Here is a 24,358-nt window from a genome sequence, read left to right as displayed (position 1 = left end):
GGCGTACGTCCTCAAAGGCGAGGATTTCATGGCACAGCCTCTTGCAGCCGAACGCGAGCATCCGCGCGACCGCAGCCGGAACATTCTGGCCGCTGCTGCGACCGGTGTCGCTGATTTCATCGCCCTGACGGGAGGCCGTCCTGAAGCGGTATTCGAACGGGTGGGCATCGATGCCGAATGCCTCGGCCAGACCCGCCGCGCGCTCGACCTCGCCGACTATGTCGCGATGATGGAAGACGCCGCGCAGGAGACCGGCAACGACAATTTCGGACTGTGGTTCGGCCAGCGCTACCAGCCGCAGATGCTCGGCCTGATCGGCGAGATCGCGCTGTGCGCGCCGACGCTCGGTTCGGCGATCGAGCATCTCGCGCTGTGGTTTCCCTGGCATCAGCAGGCCACCGAGACCCGCCTCGCCCGCAAGGACGGCTTTCTCCACCTCGAATATCGCATCCTCGACGGCTCGATCGTCGATCGCCGGCAGGATGCCGAATTGACCATGGGCATGTTCGCGAACGTCTTCCGCGCGTGCCTGCCATCGGGCTGGGCGCCTGACATGGTGCTGTTCGAGCATGCCCGGCCGGCCGCCTGGCGCGATCATGAGGCAGCCTTCGATGCCGACGTCGGATGGTCGCAAGGCACCAATGCGCTGGTGTTTCGCGACCGCGGCCTGGACCGCGCCATGCCAGGGGCCGATCTGTCACGCCTGCAGCGGCTCACGACCGATCTTGCCAGTGTCGCCGGCTCGTGCGGCACGCCGGCGTTCCTCGATCTGGTCCGCGGCGAGATCAGGCGGCGGCTGTCAGCCGGCGCGCTGCATCTCGAGGAGGTCGCCGACGCGCTGTCGACCACGCCGTGGACGTTGCAGCGCCGGCTTGCCGAGTTCGGCGCCACCTTCTCCGACCTCGTCGAGGCGACCCGGCTCGACCTCGCCCGCCACTATCTGCGCCAAGCGCATTTGCCGCTCGGCGACGTCGCCTTCCTGCTCGGCTATTCCGAGGCGTCCGCGTTCTCCCGTGCCTTCGCGCGCTGGAGCGGCTGCAGCCCGCGGCAGTGGCGCCAACGGTCATTGCAGGCGACGGCTCGCAGCTAGCGCCACGCCGCCGGCATCAATCAGCCGGCATCGTCTTCTCGACCAGCCGCACCCAATAGGAGGCGCCATGGCCGAGAATGTTGTCGTTGAAGCGATAGGCCGGGTGGTGGCAATCCTTGCCGTCGCCCATGCCGAGGAAGACGAAGGCGCCGGGACGGGCCTGCAGCATGAAGGCGAAATCCTCGGCCCCCATCAGCGGCGGCGCATTGTCGACCACCCGCTCCGCGCCGACAACGTCGCGGGCGACGTCAGCGGCGACGCCGGTCTCGCGCGCATGGTTCATCGTGATCGGGTAGAGCCGCGTGTATTTCGTCGTCGCCTCACCGCCATAGGTGCGGGCGATGCCGTCGGCGACCTCGGCAATGCGGCGCTCGACCAGATCCTGCACCTCGGGATCCAGCGTGCGCACGGTCCCCTTCAATTCGACGGTCTCCGGAATGACGTTCATCGCCTTGCCGGCCTCGACGACGCAGATCGAGATGACCGCCGACTTGATCGGATCGACGTTGCGCGACACGATCGACTGCAGCGCCGTGATGATGTGCGCGGCGATCAGCACGCTGTCGACCGCCTTGTGAACGCCGGCGCCGGCATGACCGCCCTTGCCGCGGACGGTGATCTCGAGCTGGTCCGATGACGCCAGCATCGGACCCGGCCGCAGCGCGAAGACGCCTTCGGGCACGCCCGGCGCATTGTGCAGACCGTAGACCTCCTGGATGCCCCAGCGGGTCATCAATCCATCGTCGACCATCGCCTTGCCGCCGGCGCCGCCCTCCTCGGCGGGCTGGAAGATCACGATCGCGGTGCCGTCGAAATTGCGCGTGTCGGCGAGATGCTTGGCGGCACCCAGCAGCATCGCGGTATGGCCGTCATGGCCGCAGGCATGCATCAGGCCCGGCGTCTTCGACGCATAGGGCACGCCCGAGGCTTCCTCGATCGGCAGCGCGTCCATGTCGGCGCGCAGGCCGACGGTGCGACCTGAACTCGTCCGACGGCCGCGGATGACACCGACCACGCCGGTGCGCCCGATGCCGGTCACCACCTCGTCACAGCCGAATTCGCGCAAGCGCTCGGCGACGATGCCGGCGGTGCGATGCACCTCGTACATCAATTCCGGATGTTCATGGAAATCACGGCGCCAGGCGGCCATGTCGTCGGCGAGCGCGGCGATGCTGTTGAGGATGGGCATGGAGGCGGTGTTCTCGTTCAGGACGTCGACGCCCGAACCATGACCGGAACGGCGGACGGACACAAGCTTTCGCCTGCATCAGCCCTCGATCGGGGCGTGTGACAGATAGGCCAGCAGCTTCATCTCGCGGCGACCGCGGGTGACGGTGTCGAGCACGAGGCCCGACGAGGCCGACAGCAGCGCCATGATCATCAGGCCCATGGACAGCACGGCGGTCGGCAGCCGCGGCACCAGTCCGGTCTCGATATAGGTGACGAAGATGGGAATCGCGAAGCCGATCGAGACCAGCGCGAGGAAGATGCCGATCGCGGTGAAGAATCGCAGCGGCTTCTCCGAACGATAGAGCTTCAGGATCGTGCCGAGGATGCGGAAGCCGTCGCGCCAGGTGTTGAGCTTGGAGACGGACCCTTCGGGCCGCGCGTAGTATGGCGTCGCCAGTTCGGCCACCGGCAGCGCCAGCTCCAGCGCGTGCACGGTGAGCTCGGTCTCGATCTCGAATCCGTCGGAGAGGACGGGGAAGGATTTGACGAAACGGCGCGAGAATACGCGGTAGCCGGACAGGATGTCCTTGAAGGCCTGGCCGAACACCTCGGCGAGGAAGCTCGTCAGCATCCAGTTGCCGGTGCGATGACCCATGCGATAGGCGGCCTGCTCCTGGTCGACGCGCAGGCCCACCACCATGTCGAGCCGCTCGCTGACGAGACGCGCGATCATGCCGGGCGCACTCGGCGCGTCATAGGTCGCGTCGCCATCGACCAGGACGTAGATGTCAGCATCGACATCGGCGAACATGCGCCGGACGACGTGGCCCTTGCCCTGCCGCCGCTCAGAGCGCACCTCGGCGCCGGCCGCGCGCGCGACCTCGATGGTGCGGTCCTTGGAATTGTTGTCGTAGACATAGACCGTGGCCGTCGGCAACGCCTGCTTGAAATCGCGGACCACGGTGGCGACCGCGGCCTCCTCATTGTAGCAGGGCACCAGCACGGCGATCCGCATCGAAGGTGATATCATCGACCCCTCTCCCACGGCCGGGAGACTGCCCTCATTCGGTGCAGAAATTCATAATGATCCGGCGGCAACGTGCTGTTCCGGCCGCCAGGTGGGAATGACCTTAACGCCGTCTAGCACCTCGCGCAGGCGGGACAGCGTGCCGAGCGTGGTTCCCTCCGGCAGCGCATCATTTGCGAAGAATCCGGTCTCCACGATCTCGAGGTTCGGCTCCGGCGGCCGGTCCTGCGTGAACCTTTTGATAACGAAGACGGCGACGTGGTCGCGCGACGAGACGTGGCTGTTGAGGAAGATGCCGTGCAGCTCCGGCTCGCCTTCGAGCGCGATCCGGCCCTCCTCGAACAGCTCCCGCGTCAGCGCCTCAATGAACGTCTCGCCGACCTCGACGCCGCCGCCCGGCAGGTGCCAACCCGAGACATAGCCATGCCGGACCAGGAACACGCGGTTCTCGGCATCCAGCACCACGCCGCGGACGCCGAGCGTCATGCCGCGGGCGAAGCGCCAATAGAGATGGAAGCCGCGGCGGAGCACGGGCTCGAACCGGATCCGCAGCCGGCTCAGATGTGTCGTCATCGCTGTCGTCGTCCTGGTTGTTCTTGCGCTCGCTGGCAGGGCTTGTCATGAGAGCCGGGCACCACGAGGGATAGCACGAGATGACATCTGGGCGCGCTTGCATCCGCCATCGGCACCGAGGGGCATAATGGCCGCCTTCACGCTCGCCCATCTGTCCGACCCGCATCTCGCGCCACAGCACAAGCCGCGCCTGTCGGAGCTCGCCGGCAAGCGCGCGCTCGGCTATCTCAACTGGACGCGCAATCGCTACAAATACCATCGCAGCGATATCCTCGATCTGCTCATCTCCGACCTGCACACGCAGATGCCGGACCAGATCGCCGTCACCGGCGATCTGGTCAATTTCGCCCTGGAATCCGAATTCCCCATCGCCCAGGCCTGGCTGCGGACGGTGGGGCCGCCGGACAGGGTCACCGCGATCCCGGGCAATCACGACGCGTATGTGCGCTCGACCCGGCTGCGCTTCGCCGAGAGCTTTGCCGACTATTTCGGCGGCGATGCCGCGGGACCGGCAACGTTCCCCTCGCTGCGCCGGCGCGGGCCGCTGGCGCTGATCAGCCTGTCCTCGGCCGTGCCCTCGGCGCCGTTCATGGCGACGGGACGGATCGGCAGCGCGCAACTCGCCGCGCTTGAGCTGCTGCTCGAATCGCTGGCGCACGAGCAGCTGTTCCGCGTGCTGCTGGTGCATCATCCGCTGCGCTCGGCCCACCGGATGAAGCGGCTGACCGACGCCAAGAAGCTGATCGCGCTGCTCGCGCGCCATGGCGTCGAGCTGATCCTGCACGGCCATGACCACGTGCATTCGACCATCTGGATCGACGGCCCGGAGCGCAAGATCCCGGTCGTCGGCGTGCCCTCGGCCTCCTCGATCGCGCATGGCCACTATCCAGCCGCGGCCTACAACATGCTTGCCATCAGCAGCGACGGCAATCACTGGCGCTGCGACATGACCGTGCGCGCGGTCAACGAGGCGCTGCGCGTGCGCGAAATCCGCGAGGTCCGCCTGCTTTGAGTCGCGGCCAAGTCCTCAGATCTGCTGCAGGCTCGCATAGAACGCGACCCCGAACAGCGACAGCGCGCCAAGCACGAAGCCGAGCACGAACGGCCAGAACCCGCCGCGCCGCCGCGGCGCCTCGCTGGTCTCCTTCGCCTGAGCCCGGGCGACGCTGAAGGCACGCTCGCGCTCGACCATGCGGCGGGCGACGTAGTCGGTGACGGCTTTCACGATCGCACCGATGTCGTGCGACTCGACGAGCACGATGCGGCCGTTGCGGGTGTCCTGCACGAAGCGATACTGCCGCTTGTCACGCCCCATCACGACATGGGCGACGACGTCGATCCACAGCCGCGGCGTCTCGCCCTGGCTGATGCCACGGTCGAACAGATCGAGCTGGCTCGGGATCTCTGCGAACAGGGGGTCGAGCGCGTCGTTGAGGATCTCCAGCCGAGCCACCTCGGCGTCGCGCAGGTCGACCACCACGCCCGTTCGGTCCGCGGCCTCGATCCGGGCCTGGCGCAGCGCTTCGCGCAGGCGCACGGGGCGGGAGTCTGTGCTGCTATCGGCGGCCTCGGACATCGCTCACGCTTTCACGGTTCGGCCCTGGTTTCGCCAGGTTCCCACCGTGTAAACCTAGCAGTAACCCAGTATTCTGCAATCCCCTTTCATCTTCAATGGGTTATAAGCACGCCGTCGTAACCGCGAAAAGGACGTGGGCGGCCCCCGCCGATGTGATCCGGCTGAGACCGCCCCGTCCTTGGGCTCTTCCTTGAGCTTATTGAAATACCCGGCAATGCATTCCTTGCGCGGCCGCGTCAGGCGGCCGGAGCGCGCTGCGGTTCCTCGACGATCGAGAACCGCACGCCAGCCTTGTGGCGGTTCTCCTCGGACACCTCGCGCCAGCAATCCTCGGCTTCCTTGCGCGACTTGAACGGACCCTTCACCTGGGCCGAGCCTTCCACCAGCTTGTGGAAATTCATCGAGCCGAACTCGCCGCCGATCACCCAGAAATTGCTGCTCATGAGACTCTCCTTCAACCGTCACAATTTTGACAGTGCATTGCGAATTGCGTGACAGGAGATAAACGCGAGTCCGGCTGTTTCGTATAGAGCCCTTGTTTTCGAATGGTGATGTCATGTAACATCATCACTTGTCATAAATGTCATTTTGTAAATTTTGTCACAAAGGCGGGCCGGCCGGCCCGAAGGGGGATCGCGATGCCCGGCGAATCCGGAAAGAAGCTGTTCGTCGGCCCGCGCTTCAGGCGCATCCGCCAGCAATTGGGGCTGTCGCAGACCCAGCTCGCCGAGGGCCTCGGGATCTCGCCGAGCTATGTCAACCTGATCGAGCGCAACCAGCGCCCGGTCTCTGCCCAGATCCTGCTGCGGCTGGCCGAAACTTACGACCTCGACCTGCGCGACCTCGCCAGCGCCGACGAGGACCGCTTCTTCGCCGAGCTCAACGAGATCTTCTCCGATCCGCTGTTCCGCCAGATCGAGCTGCCCAAGCAGGAGCTGCGCGATCTCGCCGAGCTCTGCCCCGGCGTCACCCACGCGCTGCAGCGGCTGTACGCGGCCTACACCGAGGCGCGCCGCGGCGAGACCCTGGTGGCGGCGCAGATGGCCGACCGCAACGAGGGCGCCCGTTTCGAGGCCAACCCGATCGAGCGCGTGCGGGACCTGATCGAAGCCAACCGCAACTATTTCGCCGAGCTCGAGCAGCAGGCCGAAAGCCTGCGCGACGCGCTCGACGTGCCGGCCGAGGGGCTCTATGCGGCGCTCGCGGCGCGGCTGCGCGAAAAGCATTCGGTGCAGACGCGGGTGATGCCGGTCGACGTGATGCGCGAGACCTTGCGCCGCTACGACCGCCATCGCCGCCAGCTGCTGATCTCCGAACTGGTCGACGGCCCCGGACGCACCTTCCAGCTCGCGGTGCAGCTCGGCATGGCCGAATGCCTGCCGCAGTTCGAGCTCATCATCGGCCGCGCCGGCGCGCTCGACGACACCTCGCGGCGGCTGTACCGCATGACGCTGGCGAGCTACTTCGCCGCCGCCGTGATGATGCCCTACGCCCCGTTTCTCGCCGCGGCCGAAGCGCTCAACTACGACATCAACGTGCTGGCGCAGCGCTTCAACACCGGCTTCGAGCAGGTCTGCCACCGCCTCACCACCCTGTCGCGGCCGAACGCGCGCGGCATTCCCTTCTTCATGCTGCGCGTCGACAATGCCGGCAACGTCTCCAAGCGCTTCTCGTCGGGCACCTTCCCGTTCTCCAAGTTCGGCGGCACCTGCCCGCTGTGGAACGTGCATTCGACCTTCGACACGCCGGACCGCCTTCTGAAGCAGATCATCGAGCTGCCGGACGGTTCGCGCTATTTCTCGATCGCCCAGATGGTCCGCCGCCCGGTCGCGCCGCATCCGCTGCCGCAGCCACGCTTCGCCATCGGCCTCGGCTGCGAGATCAGGCATGCGTCGCGCTTGGTCTATGCCGCCGGCATCGATCTGGAGAAAACAGAGGGCACTCCGATCGGCGTCAACTGCCGGCTGTGCGAGCGGGAGAACTGCGCCCAGCGCGCCGAGCCGCCGATCACGCGGACGCTGATCCTGGATGAGACGACGCGGCGCGTCAGCTCGTTCGCGTTCAGCAATGCAAGGGAGCTTTGAGACCACGGCTCTCTCCTCCGTCATTCCGGGGCGCGCGAAGCGCAAACCAGGAATCCATCCAACGACACCGCCTGCGGCCCTGATTCCGGGCTCGCGCTTCGCGCGCCCCGGACTGACACCGGGTTTTTAGCCCCATCTATCCACGTCATTTGGGCACGGCGCGCAGAGAGCAGCGCCAGATGCAGACAGCGCCGCATGCGCGCCTTTGCCCACCCTACGAACTGCAATCGCTAAGAGAGCTTTCGTTTGGAAGAACCTCGCGTTGCCAAAGAATGAACCGACCTAATCCGAGGCCAGCCGCGAGAAGCGGAAGTTGCAGTGGCTTGCCCCACCGGCCAGCGTCTGCGTCCGCTCGAGCCGGACGCCGCGCGTCGCATAGGCGTCGACGTCCAGCCCGCAGATGTTCGGCAGGATGTCCTTGTCACCATGACGAGCGGCGAATTTGCAAAAGCCGCAAGCCTTGTAGTCGATGCCGAATTCGAAGGTGTCACTCGGGCCGGGCTCGACGACATCGTAGACGAAGTCGTCAGGAAATTCGCGCCGATGGCTTTCCGATGTACTCAACGCCGCCTGTTGACGCAACAAGCTCCGGTTCTCGGGCGACATGAATCGGCGGCCCGCTTCGAGACGCTGCGCTTCAGGCTCCGTGAGCAGCTGCGCCTTGTGGACCTCTCGTTCGATGTCGCCGATCACGGCGGATGGCAAGCCGTGTCGCCGGAGCACACGGCTCATGGCCATGAAGCCGATGAGCTGCATGAAGAACGCGGTCATGCGGCTTGCGGCGCCTCCGACATATGGAAGCTGATTGAGCACGACGTCGAACTCCTTCATGACGTCGGCCCTGATTGCATCGATGTCAGACAGCTCAGCCCGCTGGCTCAGGAAGGGACCGGCAAGGTCGAGGCGCTGGCGCATGGCGTCCTGCATGGCGCCGATGTGCGTCTGGTAGAAGAGATGGATATCGGACATCGAACCTCCTTCGTTGCCGGACCTGTCCGGCCAGCACGTTGAGCAAGCAACCCTACCCGCGACCATCCGCGCGCCTCAAAGCAGAGTTTCTGCGGCTCAGCGAAAGAAAATCTATTGCAGGCCTACGGACCTGCCGTGCCAGAGTGCCTGACGATGACCTACAGCCTCCCTCCCCTGAACGCGCTCCGAGCCTTCGAAGCTGCGGCGCGACATCTCAGCTTCAAGCTGGCTGCGCATGAGCTGCATGTGACGCCCGCCGCTATCGGGCAGCACGTGAAGGCCCTCGAACTGCGCCTCGGGGTACGTCTGTTCGAGCGGCTGCACAAGCAACTCGTCCTGACGGCGGAGGGAAAGTCCTATCTGGTCGGGATCTCCGACGGCTTTCGCCGCATCGCAGATGCGACCTCGCAGCTCAAACCCCGATGCGCGGTGCTGCTGCAACTGGGCGTCCACGACGGCTTCGATTTGCGTCGCCTCGCGCTGGAGCATTTCCGCGGCACACATCCCGACATCGGATTGCGGGTCGTGCAGCCGGCCGGCTTGCATGAGTTGGTCGAAGGGAAGGTCGACATGTTGATCGACCGTGGCCTTAGCAACCATCCCGGCTATCGCTGCGACAGGATCGAAGGGAGCAGCGGCTTGGGAGACTGGCTCATCGCACCTGAAGGGACGGCGGAGTGTCCGGAAGTGACGGGCCTGCGCGTATGGTTGCGTTCCAGATCGGCTGACGCCTTGCCGATCGACCGTCGACCAGGTCGGATCGGACTCGTCCGACGTTGAAGCCTCCCCCCTCGCCTTTGCCAATATAGAGCCGTGCGAGCAACGACCGGTCAGCGGCGTCATGATCGTCGTTCATGTGCCGTTCGGACACGACGATCGATTGTTCGGGCTGAAAGGTCGCGCCTCCCGATGGAACCCGACGCCTTCAGAAATGTTGCTCCGCAGTTCCATGCAGCAAAGCGAGAGTAAGTTGAATCGTCGTCAGTTCATTCAATCTGCGGCTGCGATCCCGGTCGCCGCATCGCTGGCGCGGAGTGCGTCGGCAGCGGCGCAGCCGTTCAGTGCAGCCACTGTCCGCGACCTCGCGCGCAATCTCGCGGCTAAGCCATTCGCCGCGCCGGACGACAAGCTGCCGGACGCGCTGGCCAAGCTCGACTACGACGCCTATCGCTCGATCCGCTTCCTGCCGGACCATGCGCTGTGGCGCGGCGATAACCTGCCGTTCCAGGCGCAGTTCTTCCACCGCGGCTCCATCTACAAGGACCGGGTCGACATCTACGAGATTGCCGACGGGCAGGCCAAGCCCGTGGCCTATCGTCCGGAGGACTTTGCATTCGGTCAGCAGGTCGCGGCGTTCCCGGCCGCCGATCTCGGCTTTGCCGGCTTCCGCATCCACGCGCCGATGAACCGGCCGAACTACTACGACGAGGTCTGTGTGTTTCTTGGCGCGAGCTATTTTCGCGCGGTCGCCAAGGGCGAGATCTACGGGCTCTCCGCGCGGGGGCTGTCGATCGACACCGGCGAGGCCAAGGGCGAGGAATTTCCGGTGTTCAAGGCGTTCTGGCTGGAGAAGCCGACGGGCGGCGCCACCGCGATGGTGGTGCACGCGCTGCTCGACAGCAAGAGCGCCACCGGCTCCTACCGGTTCACCATCCGTCCCGGCGAGACGACCGTGTTCGACGTCGAGGCCTCGCTGTATCCGCGCGTCGAGATCGCTCACGCCGGGCTTGCGCCGATGACCAGCATGTTCTTCTTCGGATCCAACGACCGCAACGACGTCGACGACTTCCGCCCCGCCGTGCACGATTCCGACGGGCTGGCGATGTTCAACGGCAAGGGCGAGCAGTTGTGGCGCCCCCTGAGCAATCCGCGAGACCTGCAGGTCAGCGTGTTCAACGATCTCAACCCGCGCGGCTTCGGCTTGATGCAGCGGGAGCGAAAATACGCCGCCTACCAGGATCTGGAATCGCATTTCGAACGGCGGCCGAGCCTGTGGATCGAGCCGATCGGCGACTGGGGTGAAGGCGCGGTGGTGCTGTTCGAGATTCCGACCAAGCAGGAGATCCACGACAACATCGCCGCATTCTGGCGACCGAAGGCGCCGCTCGCCGCCAAGGGCGAGCACAACATGACCTACCGCCTGCATTGGGGCCAGGATGCGCCGAAGCCGCATGCGCTCGCGCGCGTCACTCGCACCGGCGTCGGCGTTCACGGCGAAGGACGGCTGTTCGTGCTCGAGCTCGAGGGAGACGCCTTGAAGGAACTCGATTCGGGCCAGGTCAAGGGCGTGGTCAGCGCCGACAAAGCGGAGGTGACCAACATCGTCACGCAGCCCAACCCCGAGACGGGCGGATGGCGGCTGAGCTTCCAATGTGCCGTGAATGGCGCACCGGTCGAGCTGCGCGCCGAGCTCACCGCCAATGACAAGCTCGTCTCCGAGAGCTGGATCTATCGATGGACGCCGTAACCTCAAGGCAGATGCGCGCGCCTCATCGCGCGGTGATCAACGGCTTCCTTCCCGCAGAAGCGCCGCTCGCGATGGAGCCGTCGCCGCTGCATCAGGCTCCGGCGGCGCAACAGGCGATCACGAGCGGGCCACGCATCGCGTTGCGGCGCGCGCTGATCTTCGCCGGCACGGCCGCATTGACGTTGGCCGGCTGCTACAAGATGTACGAAGTGGTCGAGGTCGGCGGGGTGACCGTGCTGGAAGGCATGGTGCTGGTGCTGTTCTCGATCCTGCTTGCGTGGATCGCCTTCGCTTTCGTGTGCGCGCTGGCCGGCTTCTATGCCTTGCTGGGGCGGCGGCGCGATACGATCGCGATCGACATCGACGGCCCTCTGCCCGATCTCGCAAGCCGCACGGCGATGCTGCTGCCGACCTACAACGAGGATCCGCATGCGGTGATGGTGCGGCTGCGGGCCATGATCGAGTCCGTCGCCGAGACCGGTCAGGCCGAGCGCTTCGACTGGTTTCTGCTGAGCGACACCACCGATCCCGACATCTGGATCGGCGAGGAAGCCGCGTTTCTGGCGCTGCGCGAGGCCTGCGGCACCGATCGCGTGTTCTACCGGCACCGCGCCGACAATGTCGCCCGCAAGGCGGGCAACATCGCCGAATGGGTGCGGCGCTTCGGCGCGGCTTATGATCACATGATCATCCTCGACGCCGACAGCCTGATGAGCGGCCCGACCGTGGTGCGGCTGGCGCATGCGATGGAGCACGCCCCGGAAGCGGCGCTGATCCAGACCCTGCCCGTGATCGTCAACGGCACCAGTCTCTTCGCTCGCCTTCAGCAGTTCGCCGGCCGACTCTACGGGCCGGTCATCGCCGCCGGCAATGCCTGGTGGTACGGCGCCGAAGGCAACTATTGGGGCCACAACGCCATCATTCGCGTCGCGGCGTTCGCGCAGGACGCGGCCCTGCCGGAGTTGCGCGGCCGCAAGCCGTTCGGCGGGCATATTCTCAGCCACGACTTCATAGAAGCCGCCCTGATGCGCCGCGCCGGCTGGGGCATCTACATGACGGTCGACCTCGACGGCAGCTTCGAGGAAGTCCCGCCATCGCTGATCGACCATGCCGCGCGCGACCGGCGCTGGTGCCAGGGCAATCTGCAGCATCTGGCGGTGCTGCCGGCGCGCGGCCTGCATTGGGTATCGCGGCTGCACCTGTTGATCGGCATCGGCGCCTACATCACCGCGCCGCTATGGTTCGCCTTCCTCGCGCTCGGCATCCTGATTTCGCTGCAGGCCAATTTCGTCCGGCCGGAATACTTTCCGAAGGGCTTTGCGCTGTTTCCGACCTGGCCGGCCCAGGACCCGGTGCTCGCCGCCCAGGTCTTCGCGGCGACGCTCGGCCTGCTGATGGTGCCGAAGCTGCTCGCCTGCCTCGTCACGTTGTTCACGCCGACGCGCCGCCGAGGCTTTGGCGGCGCGTTGCGCCTCTGCGTCGCCGTGCTGGCGGAGGCCGTGCTGGCTGCGCTGATCGCGCCCTCGATGATGATCTTCCAGTCGGTCGCGGTGATCGAGATCCTGCTGGGACGCGACGCCGGCTGGCAGGTACAGCGCCGCAGCGACGGCGGCGTGAGCCGGCAGGAGATCTATCGAAAGTTCGCGCTGCCCACCCTGTGCGGCCTCGCAATGGCTGCCAGCGCCTATGCGGTCTCACTGCCTCTGCTCGCCTGGATGTCGCCGGTCATTGCCGGCCTCGTGCTGTCGATTCCGATCGGACTTCTGACGGGCGGCCGCAGCACCGGCACCGCCCTGTTCGTGACGCCCGAGGACCGGACGCCACCGCGCGTGCTGATCCGGGCGCGGGAGCTTGCCGATGAACCCGAGCCCCGCCGCGAGGCCGCGCTGGTCGCGCTGCAGCGGAATGCCGAGCTGCGGCGACAGCATGTCGATGCCCTGCCCGCGCCACAGCGGCGCGAGCCGGGCGACATCGATGTCGACCTCGCCACCGCCAAAGCGCGCATCGCGGGGGCCGGCTCGTTCACGCAGGCGATCCGCTTCCTGTCGCGCCGTGAGATCCTGGCCGTCCTCAGGGATGGCGCGACGCTGGAGCAGCTCGTCGCACTTCCCGCATGAGCGCCTGGACGACCTGCCCTATTTGGTCAGATGCGCCGATGCGATCGCCTGCTGGAACAGCGCGGTAAGCGCTGCGCCGATGCTGCCACTCGAATCGACTTCGTAGTAGTAGCCCGGGCTGGCGCACGATTTCATGATGCCGCTGATCGAATCCCGCCATGGCGCGATATAGGTCGTGTACCAGCTGTTGTTGGTGATCGCGAGATAGGTGGTGTAGAGCACGGCGATCTTGATGCCACGAGCCTTCAACGCATCACAGGTCGTCGTGTTCAGCGGTTCCTGGCAGCGGCCGCCCGAGAGAACTGTCTTGCTGCAGGTGGTCGGATAGGAATAGTCGGCGACGCCGTCGGAGACGAAGAACAGCCATTTCTGCGGCTTGGTCGACGAGCCATCGCCCTGGGTCGGGATGACGCCGTTCATCGCGGACATCGCACCGTCGAAATCGCTGCACATGTCGTTGTTGTAGCCGCTGTAGGGGATCGTCATCAGGTCGAGCGAACCGACCGACGACTTCACCGAGGACATGCTCGAGGACAGGCTGGCGATGGTCGTGAGGCCGAGCGAGCCGCAGTCGCTGCCCAGGCTGTAGACCGCCATCCGGTACTGGTTGCTGACGACCTGGCTGGCGGTCGCCGTGTCCGTGAGCGACTGCGTCGCGCTCCGGACGACGTCGATGCGCATCGTCACGCCCTTCTTCTTGGCGATGGAATAATAGCTGTTGGTCTGCAGCGTCTTCTTCGAGCTCGACGTATAGGTGTCGTGGCAGGCGAAGGCGCACTTGTCGGACGTCGCATTCTGCAGCGTCGTCATGTCGGCCGTGGTTGCGCCGAGGCCCTGCGATGGCGAGTTGTCGAGCAGGACGTAAAAGTCCATGTAGGTCGGGAACGAGGCCGAAGCAGACGACGAGGCCGAGACCGTCATGGTCGGGTAGCCGAACATGTGCATGAAGGCCGTCTTGACCACCACGGTGGCGCTGCCGGTCACGGTCCGCGCGGTGACGCTATCGCTGATATCGATGTTTAGCGAGTCCGCCGCCAGATTGTGCGCCGCCATCTGGCCGTTGAACATGTTGGTCGCCGCCGTCTTGGCGTCCGACGCGGCGCCGCGCATGGCGGTGTAGCCGGTCGCAGCCAGCATCGCGGCGTCGATCGAAGCCGACAGCTTCGCCTTGGCGCGCACGGCCATCGAATAGTCGATCGCCGAGCCGACGAAGGCGAGGATCGGGAGCAAAGCGAGCGCGAAGATGATCGCGATGTTGCCGCTCTGGTCGCGACGGAAACGCGACAATAGCCTGAGGTATCTATTTCCGGCCAGCACGGCCACACTCCAACGAACACGGTGATGTTGCCGGGAATGTTGCGGATCAAGCGTTGCATTGGAATTGATGGAATTGCCGAGAATTGGTTACGTTGCGTTTCCGATTGTCGTAAGCGGCCTTCCGGCGGTGTCGATGCACCACTCAGAGTGACATGACTGCCATGCGGACAGTGTTTTTGGCGGGCCCAACACGGAATGCCGGACGGGTCTCATCCGCCCGCCCCCCTGATCTGCGCGGCACCCCTCCTCTGGTACCCCGATTGCAAAGCGGCGGCGCCGATTGCATAGTCCGCGCGGTTTGCAGCGCCGGGGCGCGCTGATTCTCTGGGGGAGTTGGGGACGACGATGGCGGATGCCGATCTTGATGCCGTGATCCGGCAACTGGCCAAGCAGCAGAACAAGGCCATTCTGGCGGCGGCGAAGAAGCGCAAGGACCGCTTCAACGGCATGGCCGTCAAGGCCAAGGACAAGGACGCCAAGGAGCGCTTCAAGCTGCTCGCTCGCGAGGCGGTCGAGCAGGCCAATGCCGCCGCCCGACGGCTCCTGATCTCCGCCGACAACGTCGCCGACAGCTACGCCCGCGCGATGCGCCAGGCCGCCGCCGCGGAGCTGCCCAGGAAGGCGGAGTCCAAGCCTCCGGAGAAAAAGGCCGACGCCGCGGCAGCCAAGCCGCAAGCTGGCAAGGCGGCCAGGAAGGCTCCTGCGAGGGCCACGGCGAAGAAGGCCGCCAAGTCCGCCTGAGCCGGGCTCCGAGCGGACGCCTCGCCACCTCCGAAAATTGCGCCTTCGATAGCAACCATCGACGCGCCCTTCGACTTGCCTCCGCAACATTCTGCCCGGAGGACTGTATGAAGGCGCTGGTTTGGCATGGCAAAGAGGACATTCGCTGCGACACGGTGAGCGATCCCGAGATCGAGCATGACAGGGATGCCATCATCAAGGTGACGAGCTGCGCGATCTGCGGCTCCGACCTGCATCTGTTCCACAACTACATCCCGGCGATGATGCCCGGCGACATCATGGGCCACGAGACCATGGGCGAGGTCGTCGAGGTCGGCTCCGGCGTCAACGGCAAGCTCAAGAAGGGCGACCGCATCGTCGTGCCCTTCACCATCATCTGCGGCGAATGCGAGCAGTGCCGGCGCGGCAATTTCTCGGTCTGTGAGACCACCAACCGCAACAAGCATCTTGCCGAGAAGGTGTTCGGACACACCACCGCAGGCCTGTTCGGCTACACGCATCTCACCGGCGGCTATCCGGGCGGCCAGGCCGAGTATCTGCGCGTGCCGTTCGCCGACGCCACGCACATCAAGGTTCCGGACAGCATGACGGACGAGCAGGCGCTGTTTCTCAGCGACATCTTCCCAACCGGATGGCAGGCGGCCGCGCAATGCGACATCGAGCCGGACGATACGGTCGCGGTGTGGGGTTGCGGCCCGGTGGGACAGATGGCGATCCGCAGCGCCGTCCTGCTCGGCGCCGCCAAGGTGATTGCGATCGACCGCATTCCGGAGCGGCTGGCGATGGCCGAAGCCGGCGGCGCCATCCCCATCAATTTCGACAAGGAGAGCGTGGTCGGACGGCTGAACGAGCTGACCGACAACAAGGGCCCGGAGAAGTGCATCGATTGCGTCGGCTTCGAGAGCCATGTCACCCTCGCACAGCCCGATAGCGTGATCGATCGCGCCAAGCAGATGTTGATGCTCGAGAACGACCGGCCGCACGTGCTGCGCGAGATCATCTATGTCTGCCGTCCCGGCGGCATCGTCTCGATCCCCGGCGTCTACAGCGGACTGTCCGACATGGTGCCGATGGGGGCGCTGATGAACAAGGGCCTGACGATCCGCACCGGCCAGACCCACGTCAACCGCTGGACCGACGACCTCGTGCAGCGCATCGAGGATGGCCAGATCGACCCATCCTTCGTCATCACCCACACCGTTCCGCTTGCACAGGGGCCCGAGATGTATCGCGCCTTCCGTGACAAGCAGGACAGCTGCGTCAAGGTCGTGCTGAAGCCATAAGGGATCGCATCGCATGTTTCATGTCTCGAATCTCGTGAGGTCGAAAGGCGACCCCAAGATCATCTCGACCGGCCCGAGCTCGCTGACGCCGGCCGATCGACTGGCCCGCGGGCTCGGCTGGTTCAGCATTGCGCTCGGCACGCTGGAGCTGCTGGCGCCGCACCGCGTCACCCATGCGCTCGGCATGGAGGGCCGCGAGGGATTGGTGCGCGCCTATGGCGTGCGCGAGCTGTTCGCCGGCGTGCTCACGCTGTCGGTGGAGAAGCGGGCCGGCCTGCTGAGCCGCGTCGCCGGCGATGGGCTCGACATGATGACGCTGGTCGGTGAGCTCAGGCCGAGCAATCCGCGCGTGGGCAGCGTGCTGGCGGCGCTGGTCATGGTCGGAGGCATCACGGCGCTGGACTACATGTGCGCCCAGGACGTCAAGAGCCAGCACGATCCGCGACGCGGCCGCAAGCGCCTCTACAGCGACCGCAGCGGCTTCCCCAAGGGCATCGCCGCCGCAAAAGGCGCGGCGTTGCCGCGGCCGGCGCGCAGCACCGCCGCGACCTAGCCGGTCTGTGACAAAGCGTCCTGAAGCTACGGCTTCAGGACGACAGAGAACCGGCGAAAGCCCGCGATCTTCGGAAACGCCTCCGCGGCCTCCGGCGAGACCAGGGCCACCACGGCTGCGCTCACCTCGCCATTGTTCAGCCGGGTGATCGCGGTGGCCTGTCCTTCCAGCAGCAGCACCTCCGTCGCACCGGCCGCATTCATGGCCGCGGTGATCTTCGCGTTGGACTTGGCATAGCGCTCGTCGATCGCGATCACCTTGCCGCTGAGATCGGCGACTCCGCGCACGGTGGGACGCGTCAGCAGCACCGCGACGAGATGACTGTCGGCGGGCCCCTCGGGGACACGCAGCGCGGTCATCCGCTCGGCCAGCTCGGCCGCCACCGTCACCGCAGCCACCATGACGTCGCTCTGGACCTTGGCCGGATTCGGCATATCCGTCGTGGCGGAGGGGGTCTTGATCACCGGCGCGGGCGCGCCGTCAGCTGGCGCGACCGGATCGGGCCGCGGCGTTTGCGCCGGCGCCGCGAGCGGCTTTTCGATCGGTTTATCAATCGCCTTTTCAATCGGCTTTTCAGTCGTCTTGGCGGTGACGACTTGCGGCTTGACCCGGCGCTTTGCGGCGTGGGCGTGCTTGCGCTGCAGGGCCGCGCGGCGCGCGACCGCGGCTGCAGGCTTACGGATCGTCTTGGCAGGCTCCAATGATTGCGGCGGCTGGTCGGCGACGGGACCGTCCACGCAGGGCCTTCCGCTCAGATCGACGCAAGGCGAGGCCACCTGCGGCGTCACCTGGTGGCTGCAGCCGGCCAGGGCCAAGGTTGAAACGACGGCCAACGCGCCGAGACAAAGCGCTCTCACTTTTCCGCTCCTGACGACTCTCCTGCGCACGGGACGCGCCTCTGCTTTGGCCTGCTATTTCAAGGGCCATCCGTTAAACTCAGGCTTAAGCGCCGGTCCCGGCACGCGGACTCAGTGAGGCGTGGTTAATGTCGCGCGCACAAGGCGGCGGCATTGGCCGGCCTCGACCGCGAGAACCCGGCATTCCCTCAGCGGATATCAAATAGGCTTCACGCCGCCGCGGGGGGCGTGCACGAATTCCGTTGATCGGATCACCGCACGCCGCCATGTTGCGGCAGGTTCGTCGCGACGCCCCGCGTTCCCTGCGCCCGCCGCGGCGGAACGAAGCGCCGCCGCAGATGTTTCTCGAACTTGCGAAGGATGCTCCATGGCCAAGACAGACCCCGCAGCCGGCAAGCCGATCGCCAATGCCGCGCTCGCCAACATTCCGCGGCTGATCACGGCCTATTATGCGCTGAAGCCCGACCCGCACCAGCCGACCCAGCGCGTCGCGTTCGGCACGTCGGGCCATCGCGGCTCGTCGTTGAAGACCGGCTTCAACGAGAACCACATTCTCGCCACCAGCCAGGCGCTCTGCGACTACCGGCGCCAGCAGGGCCTCGACGGCCCCCTCTTCGTCGGCATCGACACCCACGCGCTGGCCGAGCCGGCGCTCGCCAGCGCGCTCGAAGTGTTCGGCGCCAATGGCGTCGAGGTGATGGTCGACAAGGACGGTGGCTACACGCCGACACCGGTGATCTCGCACGCCATCATCTCCTACAACAAGGGCCGCACGGCGCATCTCGCCGACGGCGTCGTCATCACGCCGTCGCACAATCCGCCGGAGGATGGCGGCTACAAATATAATCCGCCGCATGGCGGTCCCGCCGACACCGACGCGACCACCGAGATCGAGCGGCAGGCCAATGTCTATCTCGCCAACGACCTCGATGGCGTGTCGCGCATCAGCTACAGCCATGCCAAGCAGCGCGCCTCGGTGCACGCTTACGACTACATCACGCCCTACGTCGCCGATCTCGCCAACACCGTCGATCTCGACGCCGTCAAGGCGGCCGGCATCAAGATCGGCATCGATCCGCTCGGCGGCGCGGCGATCGCCTATTGGGCGCCGATCATCGAGCGCTACGGCCTCAATGCCACCATCGTGAACGAGCTCGTCGATCCCACCTTCCGCTTCATGACCGCGGACTGGGACGGCAAGATCCGGATGGACTGCTCATCGCCCTACGCGATGGCGAGCCTGATCGGCATGCGCGAGCGCTTCGATGTCGCGTTTGCCAACGACACCGACGCCGACCGCCATGGCATCGTCACGCGTTCGGGCGGGCTGATGAATCCGAACCACTATCTGGCGACGGCCATCTCCTATCTGTTCGCGCACCGGCCCGATTGGCGAAGCGACGCCGCGATCGGCAAGACCATCGTATCGAGCTCGATGATCGACCGCGTCGCGCGCAAGCTCGGCCGCAAGCTCGTCGAAACCCCCGTCGGCTTCAAATGGTTCGTCGAGGGCCTCGGCTCCGGCAGCTTCGGCTTCGCCGGCGAGGAGAGCGCGGGCGCGTCGTTCCTGAAGCGCGACGGCACGGTGTGGACCACCGACAAGGACGGCCTGATCCTCGGACTGCTCGCGGCCGAGATCATGGCCAATCGCGGCCGCGACCCGAGCGAGCTCTACAAGGAGCTGACGGCAGAGCTCGGCGCGCCAGTCTATGAGCGCATCGACGTACCGGCGAGCCCGTCGGCAAAGGCGGCGCTGAAGGCCCTGACGCCGGAAATGCTGAACCTGAAGGAGCTCGCCGGCGATCCCGTCCGCATGGTGCATACGAAGGCTCCGGGCAACGGCCAGTCGTTCGGCGGCATCAAGGTCGAGACCGACTACGGCTGGTTCGCGGCGCGCCCCTCCGGCACCGAGGACGTCAACAAGCTCTATGCCGAGAGCTTTCGCGACGCCGAGCATCTCAAGCGGATCCAGAGCGAGGCCCAGGCGGCGCTGGCGAAGGTGGGGTGAAAGGGCGAGTAGCGAATAGGGTTCTTGCCGTTCCCCATTCGCCATTCGCCCCTGCCCCCTTCCCTCCCGCCCCCCGCATCGGATATCGATGGCTGGACAACGACCTGACAGCCATCGGTGAGACCGGATGCGAAGCTCTTCGACTGCCTTGCGCGTCATCTTCAGCGCGCTCGCAACCTCGTTCATGCTGGTTGTCAGCGCCGCGGCGCAAATGGCGCCGGAAGCGGCCGCGCCGCGTCCGAGGCCGGCGCCTTCCTTGCGCGCCGCAGCCTGCCATAGCGGCCAGAGCTTCGACCGGTTTCTCGCCGAGCTGAAGCAGCGTGCCATTGCCGACGGCGTGTCGCAGAGCGCGATCGCGGCTGCCTCGCCATACCTCACCTACAACCAGGGCATCGTCAACCGCGACCGCGGCCAGCGGGTGTTCGGCCAGCTGTTCACCGAGTTCGCCGGCCGCATGGCCGCAAGCTACCGGATGCAGAACGGCCAGCAGCACATCCGGATGCATGCGGCGGCGTTCGCGCGCGCCGAGAAGGAGTATGGCGTGCCCCCGGCGGTCATCGCCGCATTCTGGGGCCTGGAGAGCGATTTCGGCGCCAACATGGGCAACCTGCCGGTGCTGCCCTCGCTGGTGTCGCTGGCCTACGACTGCCGCCGCAGCGAGCGCTTCCAGAACGAGACCATCGCCGCGTTGAAGGTCATCGACCGGGGCGACCTCGCGCCGTCCGAGATGATCGGCTCCTGGGCCGGCGAGCTCGGCCAGACTCAGTTCCTGCCGACCCACTACGTCACCTATGCCGTCGATTATGACGGCGACGGCCGTCGCGATCTGCTGCGCAGCGCGCCCGACGTGATCGGCTCGACGGCGAACTATATCGCGACCGGGCTGAAATGGCGCCGCGGCGAACCCTGGCTGGAGGAGATCCGCGTGCCCCAGACCTTCCCCTGGGAGCAGGCCGATCTCACCGTCAAGGCGCCGCGCAGCAAATGGGCCGGCCTCGGCGTGACCTATGCCGACGGCCGGTCGCTGCCGAACGATCCGCTCGAAGCCTCCGTGCTGCTGCCGATGGGCCGCAACGGCCCGGCATTCCTGGCCTATGCCAATTTCGCCGCCTATACCGAGTGGAACAACTCGCTGATCTATTCGACCACCGCGGCCTATCTCGCCACCCGCATCGCCGGCGCGGCGCCGATGCGCAAAGCCAGCGGCCCGGTCGCGCAACTGCCATTCAACGAGATCAAGGAGCTGCAGCAGCTCCTGGTGAAGGCCGGTTTCGACGTCGGCAAGGTCGACGGCGTGCTCGGCCAGCAGAGCCGTATCGCGGTCAAAACGATGCAGTTGCGGCTCGGGCTGCCGGCCGATTCCTGGCCAACGGCGGAACTGCTCGTAGGCATGCGCGGCACACCGCGGGCGCAGGCGGCGCCGGCTTCAGCGACAGCGACACGGTAGGTGAGCCGACATCATCGCGCGACGCTCCTCGTCTCTCAATTGCTGATGACTTATTGTCCGACTTCATGCGACCGTGTCGTCCGCTCTTGGCTATTCCAATTTATCACCTTGGAATTGGACCGCCAGACGATCGCTCAGGACAAAAGCGCGAGCAGACGGACAATTGAAGCCCAATTTGGCTTGTAGCGCCGATCTTCATCCTGACCATGTTCGGCCACGCAGGCTCGTCGTTCTCCACGACCTCGATCCGGCATTTCGTCCACGGCTTGGCGAAATCCTCTAGGGAACGCGTCCACAATCGCCGTGACCTCAGCGTGAACGACTGGAATGCACGGCGACCGCAAAACCAGAAAGATGCAGTTGCATTCTCTTGGACGCAGCCCCATCTCCGAGGGCGCGCGCTTTCGTCGCGACGTCTCCTGCCAAAAGAGAGCATCATGTCCTTTTACGATTCGACCGTGCCGGCCTACCTCCAGATCCTCGGCAGCCTGTCCGGCCTGCTCAGCAAGGCCGAGGCCCATTGCGAAGCCAAAAAGATCGCCCCCGAGGTCCTGCTCGGCGCGCGCCTGTATCCGGACATGCTGCCGCTCTCCAAACAGATCCAGCTCGCCTGCGACTTCGCCGCCAAAGGCTGCGCCCGGCTTTCCCACAGCGAGGTGCCCAGCACACCCGACACCGAGACGACGTTCGCCGAGCTTCGCCAGCGGCTTGCCAGAACCATCGATTACCTGAAGACGTTCCAGCCGGCGCAGTTCGAGGGCGCCGATAGCCGCGACGTGACCTTTCCAAGCGGGCCCAACACCACGCTGACCCTGAAGGGGCAGGACTTCGTTAACCGCGTCTCGTTTCCGAACTTCTATTTCCACGCTGCAATCGCGCACGGCATTCTCCGCCACAACGGCGTCGAAATCGGCAAGCGGGACTTCCTCGGGGTTGCCTGACCCCCTGTCGTTGTCTGCCGCAGGCTCCCCAAATCGGATGGCCTGTTCGGGCAGCCGTTGATCGCGCAGCTCGTCTGCGTCCGACGGATACCTGCCGGCATTGCGCTGTCCGCCGCAATGCACAATTGACCACAACCCCCTCCTCTCTCCTGGAAAGACCCGATGAGTGCATCCAAACTGTTCGAGCCGCATAAGCTCGGTCCGATCACCCTGGCCAATCGCGTCGTAATGGCGCCGCTGACCCGCAACCGCGCGGTGGACGGCCTTGCGCCGGGCCCGCTGACGGCCGAATATTACAGCCAGCGCGCCTCCGCCGGCCTGCTGATCTCCGAGGCCAGCCAGGTCTCGCAGCAGGGCCAAGGCTACCAGGACACGCCCGGCATCTATTCCAAGGAGCAGATCGCCGGCTGGCGCAAGGTGACCGACGCGGTGCACGCCAAGGGCGGCCGCATCTTCGTCCAGCTCTGGCACGTCGGCCGCATCTCCCATGTCTCGCTGCAACCGAACGGCGGCGCCCCGGTCGCGCCCTCGGCGATTCCTGCCAAGACCAAGACCTTCGTCGGCGGCACCTTCACCGACGTCTCGACGCCGCGCGCGCTCGAGCTCAGTGAGATTCCCGGCATCGTCGCGGCGTTCAAGCAGGCCGCGCTCAATGCGATCGAGGCCGGCTTCGACGGCGTCGAGATCCACGGCGCCAACGGCTATCTGCTCGACCAGTTCGCCAAGGACGGCGCCAACAAGCGCACCGACGCCTATGGCGGGTCGATCGAGAACCGCGCAAAGCTGATGCTCGAGGTCGCCAAGGCCGTCTCGGAGGCGATCGGCGCCGACAAGACCGGCATCCGGCTGTCGCCGGTGACGCCCGCGAACGACATCTCCGATTCCAATCCGCAGGCGCTGTTCGACTACATCGTCGACCAGCTCGCTGCGCTGAAGCTCGTCTACATCCACGTCATCGAGGGTGCGACCGGCGGTCCGCGCGACGTCGCGCCGTTCGACTACGCGTCGCTGCGCAAGCGCTTCAAGGGCACCTATATCGCCAACAACGGCTACGACCTCGCGCTCGCCAACAAGCAGCTCGACGCCGGCGCCGCCGACCTGATCGCCTTCGGCCGGCCCTTCATCGCCAACCCGGATCTTGTCGAGCGCCTCAAGGCCAACGCCCCGCTCAACGAGCTCGACCGCGCCACGCTCTATGGTGGCGGCGAGAAGGGCTACACCGACTATCCAACGCTGAAAGCGGCGCAAGCGGCGGAGTAGTCGCCATCACGTAAAGCAGCCGCCCGCAGGGCGGCCGCTTGCCCACCATGCCTCCGCGAGAGCGGAGGGAGTGGTGGGCACGGCGCACGAGAGGCCGCGCCTGTCGCGACATCTCGCTTCGCGCCTTTGCCCACCCTGCGCTTCTGCGGTCCGGCACATCCCCACCTATATCATGCTGCCCGGCAGGAAGCACCGCACATCGATGCGCAGGCCCGTATTCAGCTCGCGATAATACACGGGCCATACCATCGTCCGGCCGGCGCGATTGGGTTCGGTCACCACGGCCTCTTCCGGAACGACCCACCATTGGCCTTCAATGCGAACACGGTAGCGGCCATCCTTCGTGTCCCAATCCGTGTCCGAGAGCGCGGTGCCATCCGCATCCGAGCAGCACGGCCCCTTGCCCGAACGTAAACTCTCGAACCAGCCCTTGAGCGGAGAATTGGCGTAACGCCCATCGAGATCGCGCGCCGCCGCATCGCCAAGCAGCAGAGAATGCGCCCCCAGACTGCCGGCGAGAAGCACGACAGAGATTGTCGCTCGTACCCAAGGAGGCACGCGGGGCCGGTGAACGGCATCCATCGATGACGTGATGATCGATACAAGGCTTGAAGATCTACGACTCACGTGCACCACCTCGCTGCTCGATACGATGCGCAATAGCTGGTCGGGTTCTGTGGCGGAAGTTCGTAGTTGGCAGAGGCCGGCAGCAACTAATCGCGATGCTTCGCAAATTCCAGAAGCGCGCAGCGATCTCGTTCACGAGGTCAGCGGGATAATTGCCCAAAATCCATCGTGAGCAGACTCATCGACGATTCATACCGGCTGCGTAGGGTGGGCAAAGCAGCCGCCCGCAGGGCGGTCGCGTGCCCACCGTG

At 65.8% G+C, this 24,358-nt stretch carries 22 protein-coding genes; 13 read left to right on the top strand and 9 right to left on the bottom strand.

The annotated features are described in order from the left end of the window. Positions 1-28: 28 nt before the first annotated feature. Positions 29-1,090, top strand: coding sequence for an AraC family transcriptional regulator (locus QX039_RS07315; protein ID WP_315738365.1), 1,062 nt, complete (start codon positions 29-31; stop codon positions 1,088-1,090). A gap of 16 nt (positions 1,091-1,106) precedes the next feature. Here QX039_RS07315 and QX039_RS07310 read toward each other — a convergent pair whose 3' ends face one another. The 3 genes from QX039_RS07310 to QX039_RS07300 form a co-directional block, all read right to left on the bottom strand. Next, the gene (locus tag QX039_RS07310; RefSeq protein ID WP_315773433.1) at positions 1,107-2,279 is read right to left on the bottom strand and encodes a M20 aminoacylase family protein; all 1,173 of its coding nucleotides are present in this window, start codon (positions 2,277-2,279) and stop codon (positions 1,107-1,109) included. 78 nt (positions 2,280-2,357) lie between these two features. Further along, positions 2,358-3,290 carry a glycosyltransferase family 2 protein gene (locus QX039_RS07305; protein ID WP_315773431.1) on the bottom strand — a complete coding sequence of 311 codons (933 nt, stop codon included), beginning with the start codon at positions 3,288-3,290 and terminating at the stop codon, positions 2,358-2,360. A gap of 48 nt (positions 3,291-3,338) precedes the next feature. Continuing rightward, positions 3,339-3,860: an NUDIX domain-containing protein gene (locus QX039_RS07300; protein ID WP_315738368.1), complete on the bottom strand. Its 522-nt coding sequence runs from the start codon at positions 3,858-3,860 to the stop codon at positions 3,339-3,341. A 127-nt stretch (positions 3,861-3,987) separates the two neighbouring features. Here QX039_RS07300 and QX039_RS07295 point away from each other — a divergent pair, with 127 nt between their 5' ends. Continuing rightward, on the top strand, positions 3,988-4,872 hold the full coding sequence (locus tag QX039_RS07295; protein ID WP_315738369.1) for a metallophosphoesterase: 885 nt from the start codon (positions 3,988-3,990) through the stop codon (positions 4,870-4,872). Positions 4,873-4,887: 15 nt separating this feature from the next. Here the strand turns inward: QX039_RS07295 and QX039_RS07290 are convergent, their stop codons facing one another. Further along, positions 4,888-5,436 (bottom strand): hypothetical protein, encoded by a 549-nt coding sequence (locus tag QX039_RS07290; RefSeq protein WP_315738370.1) that lies wholly within the window; start codon positions 5,434-5,436, stop codon positions 4,888-4,890. Between the two features lie 236 nt (positions 5,437-5,672). Continuing rightward, on the bottom strand, positions 5,673-5,879 hold the full coding sequence (locus QX039_RS07285; RefSeq protein WP_315717315.1) for a hypothetical protein: 207 nt from the start codon (positions 5,877-5,879) through the stop codon (positions 5,673-5,675). Between the two features lie 195 nt (positions 5,880-6,074). Between QX039_RS07285 and QX039_RS07280 the strand changes: the two genes are divergently transcribed. Next, positions 6,075-7,520, top strand: coding sequence for a short-chain fatty acyl-CoA regulator family protein (locus tag QX039_RS07280; protein ID WP_315738371.1), 1,446 nt, complete (start codon positions 6,075-6,077; stop codon positions 7,518-7,520). Between the two features lie 282 nt (positions 7,521-7,802). On the opposite strand, the gene QX039_RS07275 is transcribed toward QX039_RS07280, so the two are convergent. Then, a complete protein-coding gene (locus tag QX039_RS07275; protein ID WP_315738372.1) occupies positions 7,803-8,489 on the bottom strand; it encodes an L-2-amino-thiazoline-4-carboxylic acid hydrolase in 687 nt (228 codons plus the stop codon). Between the two features lie 153 nt (positions 8,490-8,642). On the opposite strand from QX039_RS07275, the gene QX039_RS07270 reads away from it, so the two are divergent. The 3 genes from QX039_RS07270 (at position 8,643) to mdoH (ending at position 13,073) form a co-directional block, all read left to right on the top strand. Next, positions 8,643-9,269, top strand: a complete 627-nt coding sequence (locus tag QX039_RS07270; protein WP_315738373.1) for a LysR family transcriptional regulator — start codon at positions 8,643-8,645, stop codon at positions 9,267-9,269. Between the two features lie 190 nt (positions 9,270-9,459). Further along, on the top strand, positions 9,460-10,956 hold the full coding sequence (locus tag QX039_RS07265) for a glucan biosynthesis protein G (RefSeq protein WP_315738374.1): 1,497 nt from the start codon (positions 9,460-9,462) through the stop codon (positions 10,954-10,956). Next, the gene (mdoH, locus tag QX039_RS07260) at positions 10,944-13,073 is read left to right on the top strand and encodes a glucans biosynthesis glucosyltransferase MdoH (RefSeq protein ID WP_315738375.1); all 2,130 of its coding nucleotides are present in this window, start codon (positions 10,944-10,946) and stop codon (positions 13,071-13,073) included. Before QX039_RS07265 ends, mdoH begins: the two co-directional genes overlap by 13 nt. Positions 13,074-13,091: 18 nt before the next feature. Here the strand turns inward: mdoH and QX039_RS07255 are convergent, their stop codons facing one another. Beyond that, a complete protein-coding gene (locus QX039_RS07255) occupies positions 13,092-14,390 on the bottom strand; it encodes a TadE/TadG family type IV pilus assembly protein (protein ID WP_315738376.1) in 1,299 nt (432 codons plus the stop codon). Positions 14,391-14,735: 345 nt separating this feature from the next. Between QX039_RS07255 and QX039_RS07250 the strand changes: the two genes are divergently transcribed. From QX039_RS07250 to QX039_RS07240, 3 genes are all read left to right on the top strand, one after another. After that, the gene (locus tag QX039_RS07250; protein WP_315738377.1) at positions 14,736-15,131 is read left to right on the top strand and encodes a hypothetical protein; all 396 of its coding nucleotides are present in this window, start codon (positions 14,736-14,738) and stop codon (positions 15,129-15,131) included. A 107-nt stretch (positions 15,132-15,238) separates the two neighbouring features. Then, the gene (locus tag QX039_RS07245) at positions 15,239-16,414 is read left to right on the top strand and encodes a zinc-dependent alcohol dehydrogenase (RefSeq protein WP_315738378.1); all 1,176 of its coding nucleotides are present in this window, start codon (positions 15,239-15,241) and stop codon (positions 16,412-16,414) included. A 13-nt stretch (positions 16,415-16,427) separates the two neighbouring features. Beyond that, a complete protein-coding gene (locus tag QX039_RS07240; RefSeq protein WP_315738379.1) occupies positions 16,428-16,967 on the top strand; it encodes a hypothetical protein in 540 nt (179 codons plus the stop codon). Between the two features lie 26 nt (positions 16,968-16,993). Here QX039_RS07240 and QX039_RS07235 read toward each other — a convergent pair whose 3' ends face one another. Continuing rightward, a complete protein-coding gene (locus QX039_RS07235) occupies positions 16,994-17,824 on the bottom strand; it encodes a hypothetical protein (RefSeq protein WP_315738380.1) in 831 nt (276 codons plus the stop codon). Between the two features lie 367 nt (positions 17,825-18,191). On the opposite strand from QX039_RS07235, the gene pgm reads away from it, so the two are divergent. The 4 genes from pgm (at position 18,192) to QX039_RS07215 (ending at position 23,480) form a co-directional block, all read left to right on the top strand. Then, the gene (gene pgm, locus QX039_RS07230) at positions 18,192-19,832 is read left to right on the top strand and encodes a phosphoglucomutase (alpha-D-glucose-1,6-bisphosphate-dependent) (RefSeq protein WP_315738381.1); all 1,641 of its coding nucleotides are present in this window, start codon (positions 18,192-18,194) and stop codon (positions 19,830-19,832) included. A 211-nt stretch (positions 19,833-20,043) separates the two neighbouring features. Next, on the top strand, positions 20,044-21,279 hold the full coding sequence (locus tag QX039_RS07225; protein ID WP_315738718.1) for a lytic murein transglycosylase: 1,236 nt from the start codon (positions 20,044-20,046) through the stop codon (positions 21,277-21,279). Between the two features lie 437 nt (positions 21,280-21,716). Then, a complete protein-coding gene (locus QX039_RS07220; protein ID WP_315717326.1) occupies positions 21,717-22,220 on the top strand; it encodes a DUF1993 domain-containing protein in 504 nt (167 codons plus the stop codon). Between the two features lie 162 nt (positions 22,221-22,382). Then, positions 22,383-23,480, top strand: coding sequence for an alkene reductase (locus QX039_RS07215; RefSeq protein ID WP_315738382.1), 1,098 nt, complete (start codon positions 22,383-22,385; stop codon positions 23,478-23,480). A gap of 165 nt (positions 23,481-23,645) precedes the next feature. Here the strand turns inward: QX039_RS07215 and QX039_RS07210 are convergent, their stop codons facing one another. Then, on the bottom strand, positions 23,646-24,062 hold the full coding sequence (locus tag QX039_RS07210; protein WP_315738383.1) for a hypothetical protein: 417 nt from the start codon (positions 24,060-24,062) through the stop codon (positions 23,646-23,648). Positions 24,063-24,358: the final 296 nt, after the last annotated feature.

Source organism: Bradyrhizobium sp. SZCCHNR1043, from assembly GCF_032489675.1.
Lineage (GTDB): Bacteria > Pseudomonadota > Alphaproteobacteria > Rhizobiales > Xanthobacteraceae > Bradyrhizobium.
Note: the sequence above shows the minus strand (reverse complement) of the source record. Positions and strands in the feature narration are given on the sequence as shown.

Bases quoted from the DNA above. Each gene is read 5' to 3' on its own strand.
- QX039_RS07225 (WP_315738718.1), top strand. From the start codon at position 20,044: ATGGCGCCGGAAGCGGCCGCGCCGCGTCCGAGGCCGGCGCCTTCCTTG.
- QX039_RS07250 (WP_315738377.1), top strand. From the start codon at position 14,736: ATGGCGGATGCCGATCTTGATGCCGTGATCCGGCAACTGGCCAAGCAG.
- QX039_RS07275 (WP_315738372.1), bottom strand. From the start codon at position 8,489: ATGTCCGATATCCATCTCTTCTACCAGACGCACATCGGCGCCATGCAG.
- QX039_RS07305 (WP_315773431.1), bottom strand. From the start codon at position 3,290: ATGATATCACCTTCGATGCGGATCGCCGTGCTGGTGCCCTGCTACAAT.
- QX039_RS07210 (WP_315738383.1), bottom strand. From the start codon at position 24,062: ATGGATGCCGTTCACCGGCCCCGCGTGCCTCCTTGGGTACGAGCGACA.
- QX039_RS07295 (WP_315738369.1), top strand. From the start codon at position 3,988: ATGGCCGCCTTCACGCTCGCCCATCTGTCCGACCCGCATCTCGCGCCA.
- QX039_RS07270 (WP_315738373.1), top strand. From the start codon at position 8,643: ATGACCTACAGCCTCCCTCCCCTGAACGCGCTCCGAGCCTTCGAAGCT.
- QX039_RS07310 (WP_315773433.1), bottom strand. From the start codon at position 2,279: ATGCCCATCCTCAACAGCATCGCCGCGCTCGCCGACGACATGGCCGCC.
- QX039_RS07280 (WP_315738371.1), top strand. From the start codon at position 6,075: ATGCCCGGCGAATCCGGAAAGAAGCTGTTCGTCGGCCCGCGCTTCAGG.
- QX039_RS07315 (WP_315738365.1), top strand. From the start codon at position 29: ATGGCACAGCCTCTTGCAGCCGAACGCGAGCATCCGCGCGACCGCAGC.
- mdoH (WP_315738375.1), top strand. From the start codon at position 10,944: ATGGACGCCGTAACCTCAAGGCAGATGCGCGCGCCTCATCGCGCGGTG.
- pgm (WP_315738381.1), top strand. From the start codon at position 18,192: ATGGCCAAGACAGACCCCGCAGCCGGCAAGCCGATCGCCAATGCCGCG.
- QX039_RS07245 (WP_315738378.1), top strand. From the start codon at position 15,239: ATGAAGGCGCTGGTTTGGCATGGCAAAGAGGACATTCGCTGCGACACG.
- QX039_RS07215 (WP_315738382.1), top strand. From the start codon at position 22,383: ATGAGTGCATCCAAACTGTTCGAGCCGCATAAGCTCGGTCCGATCACC.
- QX039_RS07300 (WP_315738368.1), bottom strand. From the start codon at position 3,860: ATGACGACACATCTGAGCCGGCTGCGGATCCGGTTCGAGCCCGTGCTC.
- QX039_RS07285 (WP_315717315.1), bottom strand. From the start codon at position 5,879: ATGAGCAGCAATTTCTGGGTGATCGGCGGCGAGTTCGGCTCGATGAAT.
- QX039_RS07290 (WP_315738370.1), bottom strand. From the start codon at position 5,436: ATGTCCGAGGCCGCCGATAGCAGCACAGACTCCCGCCCCGTGCGCCTG.
- QX039_RS07220 (WP_315717326.1), top strand. From the start codon at position 21,717: ATGTCCTTTTACGATTCGACCGTGCCGGCCTACCTCCAGATCCTCGGC.
- QX039_RS07240 (WP_315738379.1), top strand. From the start codon at position 16,428: ATGTTTCATGTCTCGAATCTCGTGAGGTCGAAAGGCGACCCCAAGATC.